The organism is Methylobacterium nigriterrae, from assembly GCF_037106235.1.
GTDB lineage: Bacteria > Pseudomonadota > Alphaproteobacteria > Rhizobiales > Beijerinckiaceae > Methylobacterium > Methylobacterium nigriterrae.
Window position 1 is genome coordinate 1 of record NZ_JBAWTG010000196.1, and the last position, 6,129, is coordinate 6,129.

The 6,129-nt window shown below is 63.9% G+C and carries 7 protein-coding genes and 2 pseudogenes; 4 read left to right on the top strand and 5 right to left on the bottom strand.

All coding sequences use genetic code 11. From position 1 onward, the window contains the following. Positions 1–234: 234 nt before the first annotated feature. The 3 genes from WDW90_RS33800 to WDW90_RS33810 form a co-directional block, all read right to left on the bottom strand. Positions 235–693, bottom strand: a complete 459-nt coding sequence (locus tag WDW90_RS33800; RefSeq protein WP_336492063.1) for a DMT family transporter — start codon at positions 691–693, stop codon at positions 235–237. After that, positions 645–1,127 carry a DMT family transporter gene (locus WDW90_RS33805; RefSeq protein WP_336492064.1) on the bottom strand — a complete coding sequence of 161 codons (483 nt, stop codon included), beginning with the start codon at positions 1,125–1,127 and terminating at the stop codon, positions 645–647. Before WDW90_RS33805 ends, WDW90_RS33800 begins: the two co-directional genes overlap by 49 nt. 521 nt (positions 1,128–1,648) lie before the next feature. Continuing rightward, on the bottom strand, positions 1,649–2,764 hold the full coding sequence (locus WDW90_RS33810) for a YeiH family protein (RefSeq protein WP_336492065.1): 1,116 nt from the start codon (positions 2,762–2,764) through the stop codon (positions 1,649–1,651). Between the two features lie 347 nt (positions 2,765–3,111). On the opposite strand from WDW90_RS33810, the gene WDW90_RS33815 reads away from it, so the two are divergent. From WDW90_RS33815 to WDW90_RS33830, 4 genes and pseudogenes are all read left to right on the top strand, one after another. Further along, positions 3,112–3,531 (top strand): GNAT family N-acetyltransferase, encoded by a 420-nt coding sequence (locus tag WDW90_RS33815; protein WP_336492066.1) that lies wholly within the window; start codon positions 3,112–3,114, stop codon positions 3,529–3,531. A gap of 24 nt (positions 3,532–3,555) precedes the next feature. After that, positions 3,556–3,687: pseudogene (locus WDW90_RS33820) on the top strand (HlyD family type I secretion periplasmic adaptor subunit); the annotation flags it as partial. Positions 3,688–3,698: 11 nt separating this feature from the next. Then, positions 3,699–3,851, top strand: coding sequence for a DUF3309 domain-containing protein (locus WDW90_RS33825; protein ID WP_336492067.1), 153 nt, complete (start codon positions 3,699–3,701; stop codon positions 3,849–3,851). Positions 3,852–4,147: 296 nt separating this feature from the next. Further along, a pseudogene (locus WDW90_RS33830) lies at positions 4,148–4,267 on the top strand (IS630 family transposase); the annotation flags it as partial. 591 nt (positions 4,268–4,858) lie between these two features. On the opposite strand, the gene WDW90_RS33835 reads toward WDW90_RS33830, so the two are convergent. Continuing rightward, positions 4,859–5,860 (bottom strand): zinc-dependent alcohol dehydrogenase, encoded by a 1,002-nt coding sequence (locus WDW90_RS33835; RefSeq protein WP_336492068.1) that lies wholly within the window; start codon positions 5,858–5,860, stop codon positions 4,859–4,861. A gap of 10 nt (positions 5,861–5,870) precedes the next feature. Beyond that, positions 5,871–6,129 (bottom strand): SDR family oxidoreductase (locus WDW90_RS33840; protein ID WP_336492069.1); only part of this gene is annotated, 259 nt, incomplete at its 5' end.

The following is a 6,129-nucleotide window of genomic DNA, read 5'->3' on the forward strand; positions in this document are numbered from 1 at the left end:
CTCGCTGCCTGGTTCTCGCTGCGTCCGCTGGCACCCACGCGCACCTCACGCTTCAAGGCCCTCACGGCATAGCTGTCGAATTCGCCAACAGTGTCCGACGGTTTCCCAAACACTTCAACCTGTTAGGTTTGTGTGTCTGGAAATCAAAATGCCGCGCGATCCCGGCCCATTCGCGCGGATTGGACGTTATGGAAGCCGTCGACTCAAAGCACCTCAGGAGCGGATCAGCTAAGGCTAACCTTCGGCAGTGGCGTCTGCAACGGCTTCTGTCCGGCTGTGTGCCGGAGCATTTCGGTTCAGTAGCCAGAGCGCGAGGCCGGTCAAGAGGCCACCCAGAGCCTGTGACAAAGTCAGGCTGGCACCCTGGATGAAGTACGAGAGCACGACGGTGAACAGCGGCATCAGAAATAGAAAACCGCTTGTCCGGGTCGCGCCGCCCCGCTCGAGGGCGGTGAACCAGAGGCCGAACGATCCTGTCGAGGCCGGGATCGCCAGCCACAGTAACCAGCCCCATTGAGGCACTGAAGTCTCAGCCGGCCAGCGTTGGCCCAGACCGTAGGCGAGTCCGAGCAGGACAAGCAAGCCTACAAGCATCTGCCAGAAGCTCAGCGCCCATGGTCCGATCGGCAAGCCCGCACGTTTATTCACGAGCGTCGAAACTGCCCAGCAGAGCGCCGAGGCGAGGCCGACCAACTCGCCTGCGAAGCGCTGCCACCGGACAGCAGTTCCGGCCCGATGCCGAGCGCCAGGACGACACCAGCGAAGCCGAGTAGGAGGCCGGCCACCCTGTCGGCCGACAATGCCTCGCCGAGGAACACACGTCCGAGCAAGGCCACCCAGATGGGATTGGTGAAGAGCAGGATGGCAGCCGTTGAAGCGGACACCGAGCGCATGGCGAGGAACAGCAGCCCCGTCACGGCCGTCGTCTGCAGAAGGCCGATCAGAATCGCGAGCGCCCCATCCCGCAGTCCTGCCTGCGGTGGAAACAGGGCCACCCGCGGCCGGTCTTTCAACAACAGGAGGGGCAGGGTCGCCACGGCCGCCACGAGGAAGCGCCAGCCGACGAGCAGCAGGGCTGGGACGCCATCCTGCAGCAGCACCTTCCCGGCGACGAAGCTGGATCCCATGAGGAAGGTGGAAGCCAGCAAGGTCAGGGCGAAAGCGGCGGCTCCATGCCGGCTTCCCTGGCGAGATATGGCATTAGTGATGATCGGCTGCCGGGATCAGATCGACTTGACCTCGCCGCCGTTCGCCCGGAGCGTCAAGCCTGCCGTCCGGTTCGGGCTTTTAACGGGCTGAGACCCTCGCTTCTTAGAGCCTGGTGATCGAGGGCTCCTAGGCGCGAAGGCGATGGCGCAGAAAGGGATGCCGGCCACGCGCGCGGAAAAGGGCAGGCTGCTGGCTCCCGGGGTTGTTACGGACACTAGCCGAGTAGTCCGGCGCGCCGGGGAAACACTGAAGCCTTCGAGAGCAGCTTTCCGGCCCCAATCGGCTCCCTCAGCCCATTCCTCCGCGTCCGTGCCACGATCCCACTCCTCGGAAACGGGAGGATGCTACGACGCTCTTCATCGTGACCGACCCCACGATCGCGGGTGCGCAAGGGCTTCGGCTTTGCCGGCACCTTGACCGTCCGGCCCATAGCATCTGCTCAGGCGATGCCAAGCAGGTGGATGAGGCCGAAGCTGACCCCGCCGAGTGCGATGAGCGAGAGCGTGACCGCCGCGGTAACCCGACCACCGGCCCTGGCCACGACCCGCACGTCCACGCCAAGGCCGAGGGCGGCCATGGACACAATCGTCAGGAGCGTCGCGACAGTTGCGATCGGGCCGAGCGCGACCTGCGGGATCAGACCGAGCGAGCGCAGGGCGGCCATGGTGAGGAAGGCGAGAATGAACCAGGGCACGAGGTGATGGATGGCGACTCGTCCCCTAGCAGGACGGCCGCCAGCGGTGACGCGGGGCGCGGGCCCGTCCGTCTCCTCGCGCAGGCGGCTCGCCAGCATCGAGAGCACGAGCACTACCGGACCGAGCATCAGCACGCGCACGAGCTTAACGAGCGTGCCGATCTGCGTGGCCACGAGCCCGGCCGGCAGGGTGGCGGCGAGCACCTGCGGCACGGCGTAGACGGTCAGCCCCGCGAGCACGCCGTACTGCATGTGCGAGAGGTGCAGGAGTGGCACGAGAAGGGGCAGGCCGAGCACTACGAGGACGCCGAGCACAGCGGTGAAGGCGATGGACGCCGCCACGTCCCCGCCGTCCGCGCCAATCACGGGGGCAACCGCGGCGATAGCGGAGTTGCCGCAGATCGAATTGCCGCAGGCGACCAGCACTGCCATGCGCCGCGGCAGACCGAGCGCCCGGCCGAGGCTGTAGCTGACGGCGATGGCGACGGCCACGACGGCAGCGATCCCGACGAGAAGGCCAGGGCCGGCCGCGAGGATGGTGGCCACGCTCAAAGACGCGCCGAGCAGCACGACAGCGATCTCGAGCAGCGTCTTGGCCGAGAACGCGATGCCTGCCCGCCAGCGCTCGGATGGGGTCCAGGCCGTGCGCACGGCAGTCCCGATCAGGATTGCGAGCACCAGGCCTTCGAGCCAAGCGCGCCCGAACAGCTCGACCTCGACATGCTCGAGGGCAACGGCTGCGCCTGTCACCACCAAACAGAGAACAAGCCCAGGCAGGATGCGCCGCAGCCAGTTGGCAACGGCCGTGCTCGTAACGCGATACGTACGGGGTGGAGTGCTGGGAGCGGTGGCGACAGGCATCGGCGGACCTTTCTTGTCCCGACCATCATCCCGCCAACTGATGCATTGGTCCAATGCATTAAACAGCTCATTTCAATCGAACAATCAGATGAATAAGCTTTTCACTAGCTAAGCGGCAGCCAGAGGCTGCCGGCGATCGCTCAGCCCTGTGTTCTGGAAAACGACCGTTTTCCTGCTATCCGATCGGGAACTTCGAGCGGCTGTGAATTGATGAACGCCGGATGCCGGGAAACGCTTTGCCACTGACCGTTTGCTCTGCAGCCATCGCGTAGCCTGCGTTTGTAAGCAATTCGATCTTTTGTAAGAACGCACTCCGGGGCGGAACGAAGTTCGGGTACGCTCGCCCTATGACACTCCGCATCACTATACCCGAGAACCCATCCGAGGCTGATCGCGACGCGATCATCGCGCCGCTGCGCGCCTACAACATCGCCCATGCTGGCGATCCGCGTATCCGTCCGGTGGCTATATTGCTGACAGATGAGCATGGCACTCATATAGGCGGCCTGTGGGGGAAGTGCGTTTACGATTGGCTCTTTGTGGAGCTTCTGGCCGTCCCAGAGGAGTATCGAGGCGGGAGCTACGGCAAGACCCTGATGAGCGAGGCGGAAGGCATCGCCCGAGCCAACGGCTGTACCGGAGTTTGGCTCGACACCTACGAGTTCCAAGCCCGTGGCTTCTACGAGAAGCTAGGCTTTGAGGTATTCGGCATGCTCGAAGATCACCCCATCGGGCAGAAGCGGTTCTTCCTTCACAAGCGACTCTAACGAACGCAGCATTTCCCGCCCCACACCAGGGTTGAGAAAGATCTGGCTGAGATCAGGAGCAAATGGTCTGAGCTCGTGGAGAAACGGGTGGCGGCTGAGGACCAACTCAAGCGCATCGAGTTGCGCTTGCTTCAGGATGGTATTGTGCAGGAGTTGGAGGACACACTATGTCGCTCCCCGCGATCATCCTGGTCCTGGTCACTCTCGGCGCGTTCGGCGGCACCTACTACGGTGGGCCTGCCTACTACACGGGCGGCTTCACGCTCGGCGGCATCCTGCTGATCGCCTTCATCGCGCTGCTCGTGACGCGGCGGCTTTGACCCGGGCGCCGTGTCGTAAGCGGGTTCGGGCTCGAACGGGGTGGGGACGATGGCCGAGCCAGAGAACGAACAGCCGCCACGGTTCGCTGGCCTTTGCCGCCGTGGTCGGCGCGCTGCGGTTCCGTCCCTAGTGCCTGAGTTAGAAATGTAAGTGCATTTGCGGGTCGTGGGAGCAGACTGGAACGCACCGAGCCAGGAGGTGCGCCCTGTCGCGTGGACCGCAGGCGGTCGCTCTGGAACTGAGTGAGAGGGAACGGGCCAGGCTGCAGCACCTGCTGCGGCGGCACGGAACCGGTCAGGCCCTCAAGCTCTCCTCTGATCCGGCTTTCGTCGAGAAGGTGCGCGATGTGGTGGAGCTCTACCTCGCGCCACCTGACCGGGCGCTGGTTCTGTGCGTCGATGAGAAGCCGCAGATCCATCAGGGAAGCGACGGTTTTTCCGACATATGCAGGCGGTAGGTTTCGACTCGACCTAGCCATTTAAACCTGCCTGCGCGATGCTCGAAATCGGTCGTTCGTCTCCCCGCTGTTCAAGCGGCTTCGCGCTCAAAGCGGGTATCCAGTCAGCCCAGACGACATCTCTTAAGCAGACACCGCAGCAGCCGAACTCAAAGGTCTGGGTAGCGCCGGTAGCGCACTTCGGCAGCCTCTCGTAGGGACAGCTATCCGGCCGGATTTGGGCTGTCGCAGTCGGGCGTCATGGATCCTCATGGAGAGCCGGTCCGGCCGCGGAGGCGCTCAGGCAGCTCCTGCCCGTTCCGCTTGCAGGCGGACGAGCACATCACGTGCCATCCCTCCGTCGAACTCGCCCGCGAGCTTAGTCGGGACGCTATTGCCGATGAAGCTGATCTTGGCGATGGCAGTTACACGAAGCAGTAAATGACGAACAAGATCGGCAAATTCTCTAGCGTCAGCACTCCGAATGCCGCAACGTTTATCGCGAACGCCAAAATTTCCTTTAAATCTCCAGCGACACGCCACAGACAGATAATGGATTGAAATGAATTATTAAACGCAATTCAAGATAACCTTTGTGGCGCCAACTCGATGAGCATCAATATCAGCGAAGGCGTCCCCTCCGCCGGTAAGAGCACGCTCCTCAGCCCAGTCGAGAGAACCTAGACGGCCTGAGGCCATCGCCGCAACCACGTCTCGAAATTCTTGCGCCGTGTAGCAGTACGATCCCGTCACAACGATCTCTTGTAAGGTGATCTTGCGGATGTCGAAGCCTTCCGAGCCGGGCAGAAGGCCAATATGTACGATAACACCGCCCGGTCGGATCGCACGGCTTGCCGATGCCCGGGTTCCCTGACTGCCGACCGCGTCGAAGATCAGGTCGACGCTCCCCTCACCAAGATCGCCCTCCTCGCCAGGTGCAAAACAGCGGATGCCTGCCACGCTGCTCGTAATCGCTTCGCGCCTGGCCGCATTCGGCTCGGCGAGAGCGATCGTTCGGACACCCTGCATGGCCAGCACCAAGGCGCAGCCGAGTCCGATCGCGCCGCCGCCGAGGACGAGACAATCCGCCCCGGTCAATGGCCGACCGAGCAGCCGGGCGCCCTGGTTCACCGCGTGGTAGGAAACCGCTAGCGGCTCGGCCAAAGCAGCTTTTGCAGCCGGCAGGCTGTCGGTAACCGTCATGAGGTTCCCCTCGGGGACACACACATACTCAGCAAAGGCGCCGGGACGCGGCGGCATCGAGAGAATCTGCCGGTTCGGGCAGAGGTGGGATCGGCCGGTCTCGCAGGCGGGGCACGCGCCGCAGGTGACGAGGGGATTGACGGTGACGCGCTCGCCCTCGCGTGGACCAGCGGCGATGCGGCCGGCCGCCTCGTGCCCCAGGACGAGGGGCGCGGGCCGGCGCGCGTCATGCCCGTGATAGGCGTGCATGTCGGAGCCGCAAATACCAACGGCTTCAACCCGCACGAGCAATTCTCCTGGCCTTGGAACTGGCACGGGCTGCTCCTGCAGCTCCAGCGCGTTCGGACCGATATAGACGAGGGCTTTCATCGCAAGCTTCTCATTTGGCTGTGAAGCCGCCATCCACCGCCAGGGTTTGGCCGGTGACGTAGGCGGAGGCGTTCGAGGCCAGGAACACGGCAGCTCCGTAGAGGTCCTCCAGTTCGCCATTGCGTCCCGCCGCTGTCTGCGCGGCGTTGCGGGCGGCAATCTCGGCATTCTCGAACACCGCGCGCGTAAGCGGTGTCGGGAAGAAGCCCGGCGCGATCGCGTTGCAGGTGACCCCGCGGGACGACCACGCTTCCGCGATGGCGCGCGTC